This window comes from Ruegeria sp. CDSA020 (assembly GCF_059612345.1).
In genome coordinates, this window is sequence record NZ_JBXWQK010000010.1 from 72404 (window position 1) to 90232 (window position 17829).

17 protein-coding genes are annotated in these 17829 nt (G+C 58.3%); 5 read left to right on the top strand and 12 right to left on the bottom strand.

What is annotated here, in order from left to right:
* The first annotated feature begins 88 nt into the window (after nucleotides 1-88).
* The gene (locus tag AC2FJW_RS16835; protein ID WP_496750750.1) at nucleotides 89-1204 is read left to right on the top strand and encodes a pyridoxal phosphate-dependent aminotransferase; all 1116 of its coding nucleotides are present in this window, start codon (nucleotides 89-91) and stop codon (nucleotides 1202-1204) included.
* A 124-nt stretch (nucleotides 1205-1328) separates the two neighbouring features.
* Here the strand turns inward: AC2FJW_RS16835 and AC2FJW_RS16840 are convergent, their stop codons facing one another.
* From AC2FJW_RS16840 to AC2FJW_RS16865, 6 genes are all read right to left on the bottom strand, one after another.
* Nucleotides 1329-2519 carry a pyridoxal-phosphate-dependent aminotransferase family protein gene (locus AC2FJW_RS16840; protein WP_496750751.1) on the bottom strand — a complete coding sequence of 397 codons (1191 nt, stop codon included), beginning with the start codon at nucleotides 2517-2519 and terminating at the stop codon, nucleotides 1329-1331.
* 50 nt (nucleotides 2520-2569) lie between these two features.
* The gene (locus tag AC2FJW_RS16845; protein ID WP_142638043.1) at nucleotides 2570-3202 is read right to left on the bottom strand and encodes a bifunctional 4-hydroxy-2-oxoglutarate aldolase/2-dehydro-3-deoxy-phosphogluconate aldolase; all 633 of its coding nucleotides are present in this window, start codon (nucleotides 3200-3202) and stop codon (nucleotides 2570-2572) included.
* A 5-nt stretch (nucleotides 3203-3207) separates the two neighbouring features.
* The gene (gene edd, locus AC2FJW_RS16850; protein ID WP_496698031.1) at nucleotides 3208-5013 is read right to left on the bottom strand and encodes a phosphogluconate dehydratase; all 1806 of its coding nucleotides are present in this window, start codon (nucleotides 5011-5013) and stop codon (nucleotides 3208-3210) included.
* A 2-nt stretch (nucleotides 5014-5015) separates the two neighbouring features.
* Nucleotides 5016-6461: a glucose-6-phosphate dehydrogenase gene (gene zwf / locus AC2FJW_RS16855; RefSeq protein ID WP_142638040.1), complete on the bottom strand. Its 1446-nt coding sequence runs from the start codon at nucleotides 6459-6461 to the stop codon at nucleotides 5016-5018.
* A 138-nt stretch (nucleotides 6462-6599) separates the two neighbouring features.
* A complete protein-coding gene (ptsP, locus tag AC2FJW_RS16860) occupies nucleotides 6600-8843 on the bottom strand; it encodes a phosphoenolpyruvate--protein phosphotransferase (protein WP_142638037.1) in 2244 nt (747 codons plus the stop codon).
* A 46-nt stretch (nucleotides 8844-8889) separates the two neighbouring features.
* On the bottom strand, nucleotides 8890-10128 hold the full coding sequence (locus AC2FJW_RS16865; protein WP_496703335.1) for an aspartate kinase: 1239 nt from the start codon (nucleotides 10126-10128) through the stop codon (nucleotides 8890-8892).
* A gap of 164 nt (nucleotides 10129-10292) precedes the next feature.
* Between AC2FJW_RS16865 and AC2FJW_RS16870 the strand changes: the two genes are divergently transcribed.
* Entirely contained in the window at nucleotides 10293-10649 is a 357-nt protein-coding gene (locus tag AC2FJW_RS16870; RefSeq protein ID WP_142638033.1) for a hypothetical protein, read from the top strand.
* On the opposite strand, the gene AC2FJW_RS16875 is transcribed toward AC2FJW_RS16870, so the two are convergent.
* The 5 genes from AC2FJW_RS16875 to AC2FJW_RS16895 form a co-directional block, all read right to left on the bottom strand.
* A complete protein-coding gene (locus AC2FJW_RS16875; RefSeq protein WP_496750753.1) occupies nucleotides 10643-11281 on the bottom strand; it encodes an SDR family NAD(P)-dependent oxidoreductase in 639 nt (212 codons plus the stop codon). The two genes, AC2FJW_RS16870 and AC2FJW_RS16875, sit on opposite strands and share 7 nt — an antisense overlap.
* 3 nt (nucleotides 11282-11284) lie before the next feature.
* Nucleotides 11285-11740 (bottom strand): DUF1178 family protein, encoded by a 456-nt coding sequence (locus AC2FJW_RS16880; RefSeq protein ID WP_496750755.1) that lies wholly within the window; start codon nucleotides 11738-11740, stop codon nucleotides 11285-11287.
* A gap of 71 nt (nucleotides 11741-11811) precedes the next feature.
* Entirely contained in the window at nucleotides 11812-12270 is a 459-nt protein-coding gene (locus tag AC2FJW_RS16885) for an NUDIX hydrolase (protein WP_496750756.1), read from the bottom strand.
* 96 nt (nucleotides 12271-12366) lie between these two features.
* Nucleotides 12367-13125, bottom strand: a complete 759-nt coding sequence (locus tag AC2FJW_RS16890) for an EcsC family protein (protein WP_496750758.1) — start codon at nucleotides 13123-13125, stop codon at nucleotides 12367-12369.
* A 53-nt stretch (nucleotides 13126-13178) separates the two neighbouring features.
* Complete coding sequence (locus AC2FJW_RS16895; protein ID WP_496698023.1) at nucleotides 13179-13673, bottom strand: GNAT family N-acetyltransferase; 495 nt, start codon at nucleotides 13671-13673, stop codon at nucleotides 13179-13181.
* 71 nt (nucleotides 13674-13744) lie between these two features.
* On the opposite strand from AC2FJW_RS16895, the gene AC2FJW_RS16900 reads away from it, so the two are divergent.
* A complete protein-coding gene (locus tag AC2FJW_RS16900) occupies nucleotides 13745-14350 on the top strand; it encodes a flavin reductase family protein (RefSeq protein ID WP_142638022.1) in 606 nt (201 codons plus the stop codon).
* Nucleotides 14350-14988 carry a CatB-related O-acetyltransferase gene (locus tag AC2FJW_RS16905; RefSeq protein WP_496750760.1) on the top strand — a complete coding sequence of 213 codons (639 nt, stop codon included), beginning with the start codon at nucleotides 14350-14352 and terminating at the stop codon, nucleotides 14986-14988. The genes AC2FJW_RS16900 and AC2FJW_RS16905 overlap by 1 nt, the downstream gene beginning before the upstream one ends.
* 31 nt (nucleotides 14989-15019) lie before the next feature.
* Here AC2FJW_RS16905 and AC2FJW_RS16910 read toward each other — a convergent pair whose 3' ends face one another.
* Nucleotides 15020-16654, bottom strand: coding sequence for a SulP family inorganic anion transporter (locus AC2FJW_RS16910; protein ID WP_142638018.1), 1635 nt, complete (start codon nucleotides 16652-16654; stop codon nucleotides 15020-15022).
* 302 nt (nucleotides 16655-16956) lie between these two features.
* On the opposite strand from AC2FJW_RS16910, the gene AC2FJW_RS16915 reads away from it, so the two are divergent.
* Nucleotides 16957-17829 (top strand): S-methyl-5'-thioadenosine phosphorylase, encoded by an 873-nt coding sequence (locus AC2FJW_RS16915; RefSeq protein WP_496698019.1) that lies wholly within the window; start codon nucleotides 16957-16959, stop codon nucleotides 17827-17829.

Sequence of the window (17829 nt, forward strand, 5' to 3'; positions counted from 1 at the left end):
CTCCTTTGTTTTTGTTGATGCCAGACTGTGGGCACTGTGCAGGCAAAGCAAGGTTGCCTGTCGGATGACCTTGCGTTTATCTGTCTGCATGACCAATCCACGCTATACCCCGCTTGCCCAATCTCTTCCTGCTTCTGTGCCTTTTGTCGGCCCTGAAACACAGGAACGACAGCGCGGTGCACCATTTGTGGCCCGGCTGGGTGCGAATGAGAATGTCTTTGGCCCTTCGCCGCGCGCTATCGAGGCCATGCGGGGGGCAACTGGCGATATCTGGATGTATGGCGATCCGGAAAACCACAACCTGCGCCACGCCCTGGCTGAGTACCACTCCGTCTCACCCGAAAATATCGTGGTTGGCGAAGGCATTGATGGGTTGCTGGGCTATCTGGTGCGCTTGCTGGTTGGGCAAGGAGATACGGTTGTGACCTCGGACGGGGCCTATCCGACCTTCAACTATCACGTCGCCGGGTTTGGCGGGGTGATACACACGGTTCCCTATCGCGACGATCACGAAGACCCTCAGGCACTCTTTACCAAGGCCGCTGAGGTCGAGGCTAAGCTGGTCTATCTGGCCAATCCTGACAACCCTATGGGCAGCTGGCATTCGGGCACTGATATCGTGGCTGTATTGGATGCGCTGCCCGATGGCTGTCTGCTGGTTCTGGACGAGGCATATGTGGAATGCGCCCCCGACGGGACTGCAGCGCCGGTTGCCGCAGATGACCCGCGTGTGATCCGGATGCGCACGTTTTCCAAAGTGTACGGAATGGCCGGCGCGCGTATCGGCTATGCCATTGGGGCGCCAGGCCTGATCTCGGCGTTCAACAAGGTGCGCAACCATTTCGGTATGAACAAGGCTGCACAAGCAGGCGCGTTGGCTGCGCTGCAGGATGAGGTTTGGCTGTTACAAATCCGTGCCCGCATCTCAGATGCGCGCGAGCGGATCAACGCGATTGCGTTGGAGAACGGGCTGCACCCTTTACCCTCAGCCACCAATTTCGTGGCCATCGATTGCGGTCAGGATGGGGTGTTTGCCAAGGCTGTTCTGGAGTCGCTGGTGGCGCAGGGGGTTTTCGTTCGGATGCCTTTTGCCGCGCCTCAGAACAGGTGCATTCGAGTGAGCTGCGGCGATGCCTCCAATCTAGGGGCTTTTGCCGCCTCTTTGCCAAAAGCGCTTGCTAACGCCCGGGCGCTGAACGTCTGAAGCTCTCGCTACTGGCCATCGGGACGGGGGCTGTCTGCCCCCATCGCGCCGTTTGCGCGATTCCCCCCGAAAGTATTTTGAGCCAGATGAAGATACAGATTAGCACTGAGATCGGGAGCTGGTCTCAGGTCACAAGCGCGGTGGCGGCGGCTTCTAACGCACCCGTGCCGCGCGGAATATCAAGGGCGGCCATGGCAGTTTCCACGCCGCCAAGCATCGCCATGACCATCTGTGCATTGATGTGACCCATATGGCCCAGGCGAAAACAGCCGTCCCAATCTTCCATCCCGAGGCCTATTCCCAAAGTCAGGCCCAGCGATTGTTCGGTATAGGACCGCAATGGGGTTCCGAGCCCTCCACTCAGGCGCAGCGCGGTGACCGCATGACTTCGGTCCGCGCGGTCAGCTACGTTCAACGACAGCGCACCGCCCTGTGCCCAGATTTCGCAGGCGGTCCAAATTGCCTGAGCGAGGCGTTGATGGCGCGCCCAGACATTTTCGATCCCTTCCGCGTGGATCAGGTCGAGCGCGGCCCGCAGCCCATAGAGATGATGGGTCGGTGCGGTACCATCGAAGTATTGGTAGAATAGCTCGGGATTGGCTCGTGGTTGCCAGTCCCAATACCGGGAAACACGCGGCATTGCTGCCCGTTTTGCCTGCGCCTTGTCGTTGAAGAATACAAACCCCATGCCCGGTGGGGTCATCAGCCCTTTTTGACAGGCGGTAACAGTCACGTCGACACCCCAGGCATCCATCTCGAATTGCTCACATCCCAGCGAGGCGATGCAGTCCGCCATCATCAGCGCCGGGTGACCCAGATCATCCAGCAACGCGCGCAGCGCCGGGAGGTTGTTGCGAATTGAGCTCGAGGTATCCACGTGAACTGCAAGTATAGTCTTGATATCATGCGATGAATCAGCACGTAGCACCTCTGCAATGCGATCGAAATCCCAGACCGAGCTGGTTCCGAAATCAATCACATCCACCTTGGCGCCGATCCCTTCGGCCATTTCGGCCCATCCATGGGTAAACCGCCCCGATGCGGGGGCAAGCACTGTCTCACCGGGCGCGATGGTGTTCGACAGTGCCGCCTCCCACGTGCCATGGCCGTTGGCAATGTAGATGGCCACATTATGGGCCGTGCGGGCAACGCGACGCAGATCGCGGATCAGATCGGGCATCATCTCGATCAATTCGCCGTCGTAGATATTAGGTGACGGTCGGTGCATCGCCTGCAGCACAGCGTCAGGCATGACCGAGGGGCCTGGAATGGCCAGATACTCGCGCCCACGCGCGAGGGAGATTGGATGTGTCATGGGATCAACCTGTTTGAATTGGCCCTACCCTAACGTGGCCAATTTCGGCGTCAATCCATCAGCTTGGCGGCATCCCGGGCAAGCGTTTCGATCCCGGACCAGTTGCCTTCTGCGACCATCTGTTTGGGTGCAACCCAGCTGCCGCCTGCACAGATCACGTTGGACAGAGACAGGTAATCTCGGGCATTTGAAGGCGATACACCGCCCGTTGGGCAGAAGGTGATTTGCGGCAAGGGCGCGCCGATAGCCTTGAGCGCAGGCGCCCCGCCCGAGGCCTCGGCCGGGAAGAATTTCAGCATGTCATAGCCTTTTTCCAGCAGGGCCATCGCCTCGGTGGCGGTTGCGGCGCCGGGCAGCAGAGGCAGGTCTTGGGCTTCGCATGCGGCGATCAGGGCGTCAGTGGCACCGGGCGAGACGCCAAACTGTGCGCCAGCCTCTTTCGCGGCGCGCACGTCATCAGGCGTGATCAATGTACCCGCCCCGACGACGCCACCGGGAACCTGCGCCATCGCCCGGATCGCATCGAGCGCTGCCGGGGTGCGCAAGGTGACTTCGAGCGCAGGAAGACCGCCCGCGACCAGAGCTTCGGCCAGAGGTCGTGCGCTGGCGGCGTCGTCAATTACAAGAACCGGGACAATCGGGGCAAGGGCACAGATTTCACGGGTGCGTTGTGTCTTGGACATAGGTCTTACACTCCGAAGATGCTGGCGCCGGTATCCGCGGTGCCGACAGCGTTGCGAAACGCGCCGAACAGATCGCGCCCGACACCATGTTGGTTGGCAGAAAGGTCAGCCGTGGCCGGAGTGCGGTCAAGCACACCTGGGGTGAGGATTTCGAGCGCGCCGTTTACGGCATCCACGCGCAGAATGTCGCCATCCTGCAAATAGGCGATCGCGCCGCCATCCAGAGCCTCGGGGCAGATATGAATGGCAGCAGGAACCTTGCCGGAGGCGCCGGACATACGGCCATCGGTCACCAGCGCCACCTTTTGCCCCCGGCCCTGAAGGATCGACAGCATCGGCGTCAATGAATGCAATTCGGGCATGCCATTCGCCTTGGGTCCCTGAAATCGCACAACGACGATGACGTCATCCGTGAACTCTCCGGCTTTGAACGCCGCCTTGACCGCATCCTGAGTTTGGAACACCCGTACCGGGGCCTCGACCACCTGATGCTCGGGGGCAACCGCCGAAACCTTCATCACTCCGGTACCCAGATTGCCGCTGAGCCGCGAGAGACCTCCTGTAGGTTGGAACGGGTCTTTGGCGGGGCGCAATATCTTGTCATTCAGGCTTTGGCCTGCGCCGTCCTCCCAGGTCAGGTCGCCGTCTTTCAGCTTGGGTTCTTTGGTATAATTGTGCAGCCCCTGCCCCGCGACGGTCAGCGTGTCGGGGTGCAGCAACCCGTCTTCGAGTAGCGTGCCAATGCAATAGCCCAGCCCGCCCGCGGCGTGGAAATGGTTCACATCGGCCAGTCCGTTGGGATAGACTCGCGCGACCAAAGGCACCACGGCGGAGATTTCGGAAAAATCCTGCCAATCCAGCACGATACCGCCCGCGCGCGCCATCGCGATCAGGTGGATCAGCAGGTTTGTCGACCCGCCCGTGGCCATCAGACCGACGATGCCGTTCACAAAGGCACGTTCGTCAAGTATCTGGCAGACCGGCGCATAGTTGTTGCCCAGCGCACTGAGCGACAGAGCACGGCGCGCACCTTCTTCTGTCAGCGCATCGCGCAGCGGTGTGTTTGGATTGACAAAGCTGGATCCCGGAAGGTGCAGGCCCATGAACTCCATCAGCATCTGGTTGGTATTGGCGGTGCCATAAAAGGTGCAGGTGCCGGGGCCATGATAGGCGGCCATCTCGGCGGCCATGAGCTCGGCGCGGTTGATCTCTCCGGCGGCGAATTTCTGACGGATCTTGGCCTTTTCGTCATTTGGCAAACCGCTGGTCATCGGGCCTGCGGGCAGAAATACAGCTGGCAGATGGCCGAACGCCTGCGCGCCGATCACAAGGCCGGGCACGATCTTGTCGCAGACCCCCAAAAACACGGCAGCGTCATAAGTGTTGTGGCTCAGCGCCACGCCTGTAGCCAATGCGATCACATCGCGCGAGAACAGCGACAGTTCCATCCCCGCCTCGCCCTGCGTGACGCCGTCACACATTGCCGGTACGCCACCTGCCACTTGCGCGGTTCCACCTGCGGTGCGGATCGCATCGCGGATCAGGCCGGGATAGCGCTCGAACGGCTGATGGGCTGACAGCATGTCGTTATAGGCGGTGACGATGCCCAGATTGCCCGCCGTACCAGTGGCCATCGATTGTTGGTCATCGCCTGCGCCGGCATAGGCGTGGGCCTGACCGCTGCAGGACAGATGCGCCCGCGCCGGGCCTTTGGACCGGGCCTGTTCCATCCGCTCAAGATGCGGGCCACGCAAATCGGCGCTGCGCGCTATAATCCGTTGCGTGACGTCGGTGATAACTGAATTAACCATGTCTAACCTCCGATCTGACGCCAGCGGCGCCCGTCGCGATGCATCAGCATCAGAGCTTCTTCAGGCCCGGAACTGCCTTGATCATATTTCGATGGCCGGTCGCCCCGGTTTTCCCAACCCTGAATAATAGGGTCAACCCAAGCCCAGGCGGCTTCGGCCTCGTCGCCACGCATGAACAGGGTCTGGTCACCGCGGATCACATCCATCACCAGCCGTTCATAAGCGTCCTGAGCCCGCGCATCTGCGCCCAGCGCCTCGGCAAAACTCATATCCAGCGACACATCCGACAGCCGGAATCCGCCCGGACCGGGATCTTTGATGGTGGTGCGCAGGGTTATCCCTTCGTCCGGTTGCAGACGGATCACCAGCACATTTCCATGCAATGGCCCTACATTGGGGAAGATAGTGTGTGGAGGATCCTTGAAGTAGACGGCGATTTCCGACTCGCGCGCACGCAAACGTTTTCCGGTGCGCAGATAAAAAGGCACCCCAGCCCAACGCCAGTTACCCAAATGAACCTTTAGCGCAATATAGCTTTCTGTCCGGCTTGCAGGGTTGCCGACATGGTCCAGATACCCGTCACCGCCCTCACCCGTGCGGTATTGACCGCGGGCGATATCCGCAGGCATCACCGGCTCAAGCGCCTCGATCACTTTGACCTTTTCATCGCGAACCGCGTTGGGAGAGAACTTGGACGGCGGCTCCATCGCAGTCAGGCACAGCAGCTGTACCAAGTGGTTCTGGATCATATCCCGCATTGCACCCGACTGATCGTAATAGGCCCCGCGCCCCTCGACGCCGACGGTTTCAGCCACGGTGATCTGGACGTGGTCGACATGTGTTGCGTTCCACAACGGCTCGAACAGGGAATTGGCAAAGCGCAGGGCCATCAGGTTCTGCACGGTCTCTTTGCCCAAATAGTGGTCGATCCTATAGATCTGATGTTCTTCGAAACAGGCGCGCAGCCCTTCGTTCAGCGCTTTGGCCGAGGCCAAATCATGACCAAACGGCTTTTCCACAACGATACGACTGTCAGGCGTTGCAAGATCGTGATCGTTCAGCCGTTTCGCAATGCCCGAGAACAAGCTTGGGCCGACAGAAAGGTAAAACGCTCGCACAACGTCTGGGCGCAATGACTTGGCCAGATTGTCCCAGCCCGCATCACCCAAGGCATCAACCTGTACATATTCCACGCGTGACAGAAAGCGGTCCAGAACGTCTTTTTTGAATTCCGGCGCGAACTCTTTCATCGAGGCGCGTATCTGATCCCGAAACGCGTCGCTATCAATGGCGGATCGGGCAGACCCGATAATCCGGGCTTCGTCTGGCATCTGGCCGACTTCGAAACGATGACACAAACCCGGCAGGATTTTTCGCTGCGCCAGATCACCGGTCGCGCCAAACAGCACCAGATCGAACGGGTTAACGGGAATTACGCGTGAAACCATCGTCGGGCTCCTTCAATCCTCTGCTGAACCACAATAGCACTTAAAGCTGACAGCGCCGGTGAATAGGAAATGTTATCGCTAACATTCCCCATTTCCTTAGGCAAAGCGAGAAAAGAAAGCAAGGGTGGATTTGACGCACTACCCCTGGCTGCGTAACCATTCCATCACAGCCGGTCGCACGGATTGCTCTCCGCGATGACGAGCGTCCGATATGATCTTGCGCACTGCTTGCAGATCTGCCCGCAACAATACGCTTTTGACCGGCCCAATCGACGCCGGGCGCATCGACAACGTCCGGATTCCCATCGCGGCCAGACACAGCGCCTCGACCGGGCGTCCTGCGTCTTCACCGCAGAAGCTGAGCGGCGTATCCGAGATGTTGCAGCGTTCTACGATCCGTTCGATAAAAGTCAGGAAACTGACATTCAGCGAGTCATAGCGGCGGCGGACCAACTCGTTTTCTCGGTCGGCAGCAAAGAAGAACTGTTTCAGATCATTGCCACCAATCGAAATGAAATCGACTTCGTCAAAAAACTTCTGCGGTGCAAAAGCGAGTGAGGGTGTTTCCAACATCGCTCCGACTTCAATACTTTCAGGCAGGGCATGGCCCAGACGTTTCTCGCGGTCGATGGTCTTGTTCACTTCCCATCGCGCTTCATAATACTCTTCCGCTTGTGCCACGAATGGGAACATGACCGTCAACGGACGACCATTGGCGGCCCGGATCAGAGCCTGCAGCTGCATCCGCATCACGCCCCGTTTATCCAGGCCAACCCGAATTGCGCGCCAGCCTAAGGCCGGGTTCGGCTCCTCGATATGTTTCATGTAGGGCAGAACTTTGTCGGACCCGATATCCAGCGTGCGAAATACCACGCGCTTTTTATCGGCCGCATCCAGAACCCGCTGATATTGCGTCACAAGCTCGGAACGCTTGGGCATCTTATTCCGGATCAGGAACTGCAGCTCGGTACGAAACAGGCCCACGCCTTCGGCACCGGAATTGTTCAGCGAAGGCAGGTCCGCCATCAGACCCGCGTTCATCACCAGATTGATCCGCTCTCCATCCCGCGTCACCGTTGGCGTTTCGCGGATCGAGGCATAGCGTTCCTGCGCCTTGGCCTGCATCGCGACCTTATCACGGAACGCGCTGACCACGGTATCTTCTGGTCTGAGCTGCACAGTGCCCTGATCGCCATCAACCAGGATATGGTCTCCGTTCAGGGCCTCGGTCGTAATGCGCCCAACATGGACCACCAGTGGTATGGCCAAAGCACGGGCAACAATGGTGGCATGGCTTCCGACCGAGCCCTCTTCGAGCACGATGCCTTTCAAGGACCGGCCATATTCCAGCAGGTCACCTGGACCGATATTCCGGGCAACCAGGATTGGGTCCGGTGGCAGGTCGGCACTGTTTGTCTGCCCTTGCCCGGTCAAAATGCGCAGCAGACGGTTGCTGAGATCGTCCAAATCCGCCAATCGCTCGCGCAGATAGGGGTCGGAGACTTGGCTCATGCGCGCGCGCGCCTGGGATTGTTCCTTTTCCACCGCAGCTTCGGCGCTAAGCCCAAGTGCAATGTCCTCCTCCATCCGGCGCATCCAGCCTTTGGAGTTGGCGAACATGCGATAGGCTTCCAGAACCTGTAGCTGTTCCTTGTCGCCGTTCTTGGATATCTCGAGCATCTTGTCGACACCGACGCGCAATTCTTCGACCGCCTCGGTCAGACGTTCCTGTTCGCGATGCGGGTCATCGGCAATCGGGTTGGTAACAACAACGCGCGGTTCGTGCAGCCAGACATGGCCTTCGGCCGAGCCCTCTTGTGCTGGGCCGCCTGTAAACTGAACCGGTTGCTGGTGGCGTGGCGACAGGGCCGCGCCCTCGCCAACGAATGCTCCCAGTTCAGCCATTTCGGCCAGAACCATTGCAACCACTTCCAGCGCATAAACTTCGTCCGCAGAATATTCGCGCGCGTTGCGGGACTGAACAACCAGAACGCCAAGCTTTTCACCCAGCCGCTGAATCGGTACACCCAGAAAAGACGAGAAACGCTCCTCGCCCGTTTCCGGCATATAGCGAAAGCCCTTGGCTGACGGCGCATCGGGCGTATTCACGATTTTGCCGGATTTCGCGACGCGCCCCACCAGTCCTTCGCCCATGCGCATACGGGTCTTATGAACGGCCTCGGGCGACAGGCCTTCGGTCGCACAAAGTTCCAGGGTTTCTTCGTCGCGGAACAGATAGATCGAGCAGACCTCGGCCCGGATACTGTCTGCGATCAGGTGAGTGATCCGGTCAAGACGTTCCTGACCGGCAGCTTCGCTCGCCATCTCTTCACGCAGCCGCCCCAGCAGCTTACGGGATTCTGTTTCAGTGCCGTCTGCCATAGCCCAACCAGTCTAAGGTTTCAGGCGTGACCCTTGGCTGAATTGCTCAGGCCGCCTTGTCCAATTCAAAGGCATCATGCAGTGCCTGAACCGCAAGTTCCATGTATTTCCTATCCACCAAGACGGAAATTTTTATCTCAGAGGTTGTAATGACCTTGATGTTGATACCCTCATCCGAGAGTATCTTGAACATTTTGGCCGCAACACCCGATTGCGAACGCATTCCAATCCCGACCACAGAAACCTTGCAGACATCATTATCTGCGACCAGGTCGGCATAGTTCAGCTCTCCCCGGTCTTTCACAGCCAACAGCGCCTTTTCGGCGCGCGTCACCTGATCCGTGGGGCAGGAAAAGGTCATATCCGTGCGCCCTTCGTCCGAGATGTTCTGAACGATCATATCCACATTCACGCCCGCGTCGCTAAGCGCCGTGAAGATGATCGAGGCGATACCGGGGCGGTCCGCCACGGAAACCACGGTCATCTTGGCCTCGTCACGAGAATAGGCCACACCGGCCACAACATTGGATTCCATGATATCCTCCTCGTCGCAGACCAGCGTACCGGCCTCGTCGGATTGTTCTTCAAAACTTGAGAGAACGCGCAATTTCACTTTATATCGCATCGCCAGCTCAACCGAGCGGGTTTGCAGCACCTTAGCCCCAAGCGAGGCCAGTTCCAGCATTTCTTCGAATGAGATTCGATCCAGCTTACGCGCTTTTTGGCAGATGCGCGGGTCGGTCGTGTAAACACCGTCTACATCGGTATAGATGTCGCAGCGCTCGGCCCCGAATGCGGCAGCAAAGGCCACCGCAGTGGTATCCGACCCGCCACGGCCAAGTGTCGTGATACGGCCTTCAGGGCTGAGACCCTGGAAACCCGCGACAACGGCCACTTTCATGCCCTCGCCGAATTTCTGGTTCAGGTTGTCGGTCGGGATATCCTCGATCCGCGCCTGGCTGTGGGCGCTGGTGGTCAGCAGCGGCACCTGCCAGCCCTGCCAACTGCGGGCTGGTATGTCCATCTCTTGCAATGTCAGCGCCATAAGGCCGGCGGTGACGTTTTCCCCCGAAGACACCACGGCGTCATATTCGCGCGCATCAAACAGTGGCGAGGTTTCGTTGACCCAACCCACCAGCTCGTTGGTCTTGCCCGACATGGCCGAGACGATGACGATCACGTCATAACCCTTGGCCACCTCAACGCCGATGCGCTTTGCAGCACGGCGGATACGGTCCAGATTTGCGACGGATGTGCCGCCGAATTTCATCACGAGTACGGGCATGGGGGCTGATGTCTCCGCGCCTTGGAATTCAGATCCCGTGCGTCTTATGCGAGGGGGGCCGCAAGAGCAAGAGTGCAATACCGCATCAGTCGGGGCCTAGCATCGCTTTACAACCGCGTATGACGGTGTAAGCCTGACGCATCAAATTCACAACGAGGTATTCAATGCACCGTCTTGCCCTTGTCCTTGCCCTATTTTCCACACCTGCAGCGGCGCAAGTCGCCTCGCTGACCGGCACCGACGGTCAAAACGCCTTGGGGAAAGTACCCTGTGCGACCAGCCCAGGCGAGGCGATGCGCACTTGCAACGCCGAAATGCGGCGCCGTGACGACGGCAGCTCTACGCTTGCGGTTGCGATGGGAAATGGCGAAGTCCGCAACATCTATTTCACCGATGGCATCCCGGATTCGACAAATTCGGCAGCTAAGATCACCTATGAAAACCGAGGCGATGTTATGGTGATTTTCGTTGATCCCGGTGAGGTATATGAGATCCCTAAAGTCGCTCTTGCCCGTCAGTAAGGGTGCGACTGGCCTTCATAGGTTTCAAAGCACCCGGTACTTTCAAGTGACAGAGTATCGAAACGGTTGATCAGGCCCTGAACAGCCTTATCAACCGTGATATCAGCCCCGGTCCCACCCATATCCGTCTGAACCCAGCCGGGATGGTAAATGCCTACTGAAATGCCGTCGCCGCGCAGGTCCACAGCCAGATTGCGCCCCAGATTCAGAACAGCAGCCTTGGACGAGCGGTAGATATAGCTGCCACCAGGCGCCCGCGTGTGCGAGGCCATCTGCGAGGATAAAATCGCAATCTTTCCCTGTGCCGCGCGCAGATTGGGCAACAAGGTCTGAACTGTCAGAAAGACCCCCGTCACATTGGCAGCGAAACTCTGCGCCCACATTTCGGCGGGGTAGCCATCGATGGTTTGGGATTTATCCAGATATACACCGGCGTTGCAGACCAGCAGATCAACAGGGCGCATTGCCAGTTTTTCCGCCATCGCTTGATGTTGTTTCGGGTCTGTTACATCCAGCGCCACCTCTGCGCTGCCATCCCGAGCCGTGCCCGTTACGTCGCATCCTTGCGCACGATACCTGTCCGCCAGAACCTTTCCGATCCCCCGCCCAGCACCGGTGATAACAACATGCATGGGCTAGTTCGTCTTGCGCGAAGGTACGAAAGGCAGCGGAGCAACAGGTACGCCGTCATCGATCAATGCCCTGGCTTCTTCTGGCTTGGCCTCGCCATAGATCGCACGTTCCGGTGCATCGCCCAAATGTATCTTACGGGCCTCTTTGGCAAAATCCTTGCCAACGTAATCCGAGTTGTCCTCGACTTTGCGCCGCAGCTCGGAAAGGGCTTTCTCGACATCAACGCTTGGCGTTGCCATGTTGACGACCTCATCCCGAGATGCCGGAGCCGTGGTACGAGATTCGACCGCACGTGCGGGGCGGACGCGCGGGGTCATGATTGCTTTTTCAACTTGCGGATCACCGCACACGGCGCACGTCACCAAGCCTGCGGCGGCAAGTTTGTCGTAAGCACCGGCTGACTGAAACCAGCTGTCAAAGCTGTGGCCACTGCTGCATTTCAACGCATATTGAATCATGTTCTGTCCAAAGGTCGGTTGCCAAATAGATACCAACCACTATTGCAATGGCAAGCCCCCCGAGGGGGACATCAGTGGTACAAATGCTCTACATTGCGTAACAATGATGCAAGATCGGGTGAATTAACCCGAGATGCGGCATCTCCTAGCGGAAACCACCTGCGCTTACGCTCTTGGCTTTCAGGGTATCGCACTGCCAAGGATTTGACCACCAGCGGATAGACATCGACCAGATAAACCGCTGATCCTTTCTTGTACCGCCGCTTGTAATGCAGGAACTGCCCAAAGGCATTTGGAGTGCAAGTACCGGTCACACCCGCCTCTTCCCAGGCTTCTTGACTGGCTGTCCCGGAGGGTGAGAGGCCTTCGATCAAATTCCCCTTGGGTATTATCCAACGACCGGAACCACGCGTTGTAATGAGCAACACCTGAGGCGTGCCGCGTTGGACACGATAGCACAGAGCTGCCGATTGCCGTACGACTCGTACAGTGCCCGCTTGATGCAGGTTGAGTTGCCTTTGCTCGATCACGTCCTGCTGCCTCTCCAGGGAACGTTTTATCCGCCCGCCCGATGCGCTTTTGCGCTTATTTAGCGGGCCCGCATCTGAAGAATGCCATATGAAGCGTTATTTTTCAATCCCTTGCATCCGGGCCTCAAGTTTGCGGATCAGAACCTCATGCGGAATATCGGCATCTACTGACAGCCGCCTCAGGCCAAAATGGACGCGGGCGATCTGTTGGTAATAGCGCGTATAGACATAGTTCGTACCGCCGCCGGCTATGGCGCCCAACACAGGCACAGATTGCGCAGCCAGTTTTTGCCCCAAAACCACCGCCAGTTTCGGGGCAACGGCAGATATCAGCTTTTGCAAAGCTGGGCCTGTCAGGGTCAGGCGCGCCGAAAAGAAACCCAGATCCGCGCCGTCATCGAAAGACATCGGACCAGCGGCTGACAATACCCGGACACAGTCGAATTTGACACCATCCTCAGAAGGGTCAAACCCTTCGCGCGCCGCAGCGCCTTGAATTGAACGCAGCAGCATGGTCGTGGTTGCCGGTAACTCCATCAATGCGGTCGGAACGCCACCGATACCACCTGCAGCTCCCATGGCTGTCGTCAGGGCCGTATTGACCCATGGCAACTGATCGGGCACCGCCCTACGCGACCCTTCAGCCGCGTTCATCGCAATCCAAAGCGCCTTTTCTGTCGCCCCGGTTAGGGCTTCGCGCACAGATGGCGGCAGCTGTTCAAGCAACGACTCTGCCGAGCCACCGACACTGTTCAACAACTTGACGCCCGGCCCTCCGGCGGATTGGTAATATCCGGCCAAACGGTCCAGTTCCGCTTCGGCATTGAGTTTTCCGACAAGAACCATGTCCTGCATAAGTACCCTCCTGCCCCTAGAACATCGGCACTTACCGCAGCGATTTCAATAGCTCAGCGGCTCCAGCGGGTTACCGGACCAGTTATTCCGTCCCATCCGCCGGGTATCAGGTCCACGCCAAGAACCCGATCCGGGTTGGTTGGCGGGGGCATCTCGACCCCGGTCAGACGGGTGAATCCAAACCGAGCATAATAGGGTGCATCCCCGACCAACATGACCCTGTCCCAACCCTTGGTTCGCCCGGCCCGCAATCCTTCGTGGATCAAAAATCCACCCAGTCCTTCACCTTGATGGGTCGGGTGGACGGCCACAGGGCCCAAAAGCAGCGCGTCCTGATTGCCAACATGCACGGGCCAGAATCTTATTGCACCGGCCAGGATATCCTGCCCGTCCCGCACCACCTGTGACAAGCCTGACATTGGCGGGACATCATCGCGCAGGCGATACGAAGACAGCGCTTCGCGCCCGGGCGCGAAGCACAAATCGTACAAAGCCTCGACTTCCCACCAATCGTCCGGCTCCTCCGGCCTGATCACGAATTGCTGCACCCTGCCCTCTTTTCCTAGCTGGAATTCGCCCTAGCACTTCGTTACGCCTTGGGCAAACGCTTGGAGACCTTATGTTCTATCGCCCAGAAGACGGCCACGGCCTGCCACACAATCCGTTCAACGCCATTATCACCCCGCGCCCGATCGGCTGGATATCAACCCGTGGCGCGGATGGGACCAACAACCTCGCGCCCTATTCGTTCTTTAATGGTGTTGCCTACACACCCCCGCAGGTCATGTTTGCCTCGACCGGAACCAAGGCCGATCAGGACGGTGGAAAGGACAGCATCGCCAATATCGAGGCAACAGGCGTATTCTGCGTGAACGTTGTCGCCCACGCCCACCGCGACGCAATGAACGCCAGTTCAGCCGCGCTGCCCAAACATGTCGACGAGTTCAAACACGCCGGCCTTACCGCAATCGAATGCGAGACCATCCCCTGCGCCCGTGTCGAAGGTGCCCCAGCCGCATTGGAATGCAAGCTCACGCAGATCGTGACCCTGCCCGGACAGGCGAACCGGGTTGTGTTCGGCGAAGTGACAGGAGTGCATCTGCACGACGACCATATGCGGGATGGCAAATTCGATGTGACGTCTTTCAAACCACTGGCACGGCTTGGCTACCGGGATTATTCGGTCGCGTCCGAGCTGTTCAGCCTTTCAAGACCGGATGACTAATGCCTTTACCTGACGCATCGCGCCGATACCCAATCACATTGCCTGACGGCTCGGACCACCCGGGAACGGTCTTCCTGTCTCAGGCTATCGACCACCCCAGAATAGAAGCCGGTGAATATAGCTATGCGTCGGATTTCGACGCACCAGAGGATTGGGCGCAACGCCTTGCCCCTTATCTATTCCCGTTTTCCCGCGAAAAACTTATCTTGGGTAGATTCTGTCAAATCGCCCACGGGGTCCGGTTCATCACTTCATCGGCCAATCACGCCATGAGCGGGGCGACATGCTATCCTTTTCCCGTTTTCGATCCCGAAAAGCTGTTGGAATATCAACCTGACAGGCGCGATACCGTGATCGGAAATGACGTTTGGATCGCATACGGTGCCTTGATCATGCCTGGCGCTAAAATCGGAGATGGCGCCATTATCGGTGCAGGATCCGTCGTGCGCGGAACAGTACCGCCTTATGCAATCGTGACAGGCAATCCTGCAGAGGTACGACGGTATCGGTTTGAGGCCGGTACAATCGACCGGCTGCTTGCTTTGAAGTGGTGGGATTGGCCAACTGATCTGATTACCGAAGCCGAAAGTGCTCTGCTGTCCGGAAACGTCGATATGCTGGAGCGATTAGCCCCCTAAAAAAGGCGGCCCATTTGGCCGCCTTTCACAATCAGTGCCCACCCAGAATGCCGGTGCGAACAGAATAATCGACCGCCAGCGCGTAATCGGGGTCATCATCGCTGTCGACCATCAAATGGCCTGCCTTGTTCAGCAGTTTGTGACAGTCACGACTGAGGTGGCGGAGCATGACGCGCTTTCCTGCGGCTTCATATTTCGAAGCGATGTTCTCGATGGCCTGCAATGCCGACTGATCCACCACACGGCTTTCGGCAAAATCGACAATCACGGTTTCCGGGTCGTTTGAAACGTCGAATATCTCAACAAATCCCTCGGACGAACCAAAGAACAGCGGCCCTTGAATCTCGTAGACCTTTGCGCCTTTTTCCGTCAGTGAATCGCGGGTGATTGCATGGATACGCTTGGCGTTATTCCAAGCATAAGCCAGAGCCGAGACGATCACACCAACAACAACCGCTACCGCCAGGTCCTCCATCACGGTCACGACAGTCACCAGCACGATGACAAACGCGTCCATCAAAGGCACTTTGCGCATGATCTTGAACGAGTTCCAGGCGAAGGTCCCGATCACCACCATGAACATCACCCCGACCAAAGCGGCCAATGGAATCTGCTCAATCAGCGGGGAGGCGAACAGGATGAATACCAACAGGAACAGCGCCGCTGCGATACCTGCAATGCGCGTGCGCCCACCTGATTTCACGTTGATCATGGACTGACCTATCATGGCACAGCCGCCCATGCCTCCGAAAAAGCCAGTGGCCACATTGGCAAACCCTTGGGCGATACATTCTTGCGAGGCACCACCACGTTTGCCGGTGATTTCGCCAACAAGGTTCAGGGTCAGAAGCGACTCGATCAGGCCAATCGCTGCCAATATGACGGCGTATGGCAGGATGATCTCAAACGTCTCCCAGTTCAGCGGCACCATCGGGATGTGGAACGGCGGCAAGCCACCTTCGATCGAGGCAAGATCGCCCACCCGTGGGACGTCCAGTCCAAAACCAATCACCAATGCTGCGACTACCATGATCCCTGCCAAAGGCGCCGGGACAATGCGTGTAATGCGCGGCACGATAAGGATCACCGCCATAGTCAGGCCGACCAGACCCAACATGGTAAAAAGCTGAATACCGGAAAGCCATTCGCCACCGCTCATGCCATGGCCCGTGTTTTCCATGCTGCCGGGAACTTTGAACTGGCCCATCTGGGCCAGAAAAATCACGATGGCCAATCCGTTCACAAACCCCAGCATCACTGGATGTGGTACCAGCCTGATAAAACGCCCCCAGTGCATCGCCCCTGCGATCAGCTGCAGTATTCCCATCAAAACCACTGTAGCGAAGAGGTATTCGACCCCATGTTCTGCCACCAAGGCAACCATCACCACGGCCAGCGCCCCAGTTGCGCCCGAAATCATTCCCGGACGGCCACCAATCAGTGCAGTGATCAGCCCCACCATGAACGCAGCATACAAACCAACCAGAGGATGCACGCCCGCGACAAACGCAAAGGCCACCGCCTCTGGGACCAAAGCAAGTGCAACCGTCAGGCCGGACAGCAGCTCGATCCGAAGGCGCGAGACGGTCAGCCCCTCATCCGGAACCCAACGAAGATCAGGTTTGGCGATACGATTGGCAAAGCTTGCCAGCATAGCTCGGGGCATAGGGCGTCCTGTTGGTTTATGGGTTCGCGCGAAAAAGGGACTTCTATCTGTGAACCGGTTTTTGAGCCACCGCATCAGGCGGGAGGCTGATATGCGCAGCACGCATAGCACATATCTCGCGAATAGGTGAATTGATGTCGGTTCGTTGCCGTCACACCTTGGCTTGACGCTCTGCCTGGCTCGGATAGCAACGACCCGAACCCCTGCGAAAAAAGTGATAAATCCACCGGGCGATCACCCTTGTCAAACCATGCAGCGCAGCGCACAAATCGCTGAACAGGCACCAAAATCGGAGAAAACCAGTGACCCAGACCAAGATTGCCGTCATCGGCGGATCAGGCATTTACGACATCGACGGATTGGAGAATGCGCAATGGGTCTCGGTTGAAACGCCTTGGGGTAAGCCTTCGGACCAAATACTGACCGGCGCGCTGAACGGGATAGAGATGGCGTTCCTGCCTCGCCACGGGCGTGGCCACATTCATTCGCCGACGGACGTGCCCTATCGCGCCAACATCGACGCGCTGAAACGTCTGGGGATCACGGATGTGATCTCGGTCTCGGCCTGCGGATCGTTCCGCGAACATATGGCGCCCGGAGATTTTGTTGTCGTCGACCAATTCATCGACCGCACCTTTGCGCGGGAGAAAAGCTTTTTCAGCTCCGGCTGCGTGGCCCATGTCAGCGTCGCCCACCCGACCTGCCCACGTTTGTCAGATGCTTGTGAGACTGCTGGCAAGGCTGCCGGCATCAACATTCATCGCGACGGCACCTATCTGGCGATGGAAGGGCCGCAGTTCTCGACACTGGCGGAATCCAAAATGTACCGCGAGCATTGGGGCTGCGATGTGATCGGAATGACCAACATGCCCGAGGCGAAACTCGCCCGAGAAGCCGAGCTTTGTTATGCTTCGATCGCGATGGTCACCGACTATGACAGTTGGCACCCGGACCATGGCGAGGTCGACGTGACCGCCATTATCGCCACCCTGACCGGGAACGCCGAAAAAGGCCGGGCGCTGGTCAAGGGCTTGCCAGAGTTGCTGGGGGCAGAGCGCCTGCCCTGCCCGCACGGGTGTGACCGGGCGCTGGAATACGCGATCCTGACCGCGCCAGAAAAACGTGATCCGGCGCTGCTGGCGAAACTGGACGCAGTCGCGGGGCGGGTGCTCTAG